The organism is Microbulbifer okhotskensis (assembly GCF_023895975.1).
Lineage (GTDB): Bacteria > Pseudomonadota > Gammaproteobacteria > Pseudomonadales > Cellvibrionaceae > Microbulbifer > Microbulbifer okhotskensis.
In genome coordinates, this window is record NZ_JALBWM010000427.1 from 1 (window position 1) to 351 (window position 351).

Here is a 351-nt window from a genome sequence, read left to right on the forward strand (position 1 = left end):
CCATATCCACGATTTTCTTATCGCGGTCGGCGGTTTGGTTGAGGTCTTCCGGTGGCTCCACTTTGCGGTACACGCGCGGCACCTGGGCGCCGGGATAATTCCACTCGGTAAGCCAGCGGGCAATAGAGCGGTTAAAAGACTCGCACACCAGGTCTGCATCGGCTTTTACCAGGTCGAGGCGCACATCGCTCTGCAGCTCATCATTGCCCAGGCGCCCCGGTGTGCCCTGGGAGGAGGCAGTTTGGCCGACGCAAACCTTGGCAATAGCAGCATCCATGCGGTCGTAGAGACTGACATAATCCGCCGTGCCACTGCGGGCGGCCTCCAGCAGCTCTATGGCCATGCCTTCCG

Annotated in this window: 1 protein-coding gene; it reads right to left on the bottom strand. The window is 60.7% G+C overall.

The window, feature by feature from the left end; genetic code table 11:
* Window positions 1–351, bottom strand: a 351-nt coding sequence (locus MO867_RS22790) for a phage portal protein family protein (protein WP_252473419.1), incomplete at both ends; no start/stop codon positions are given.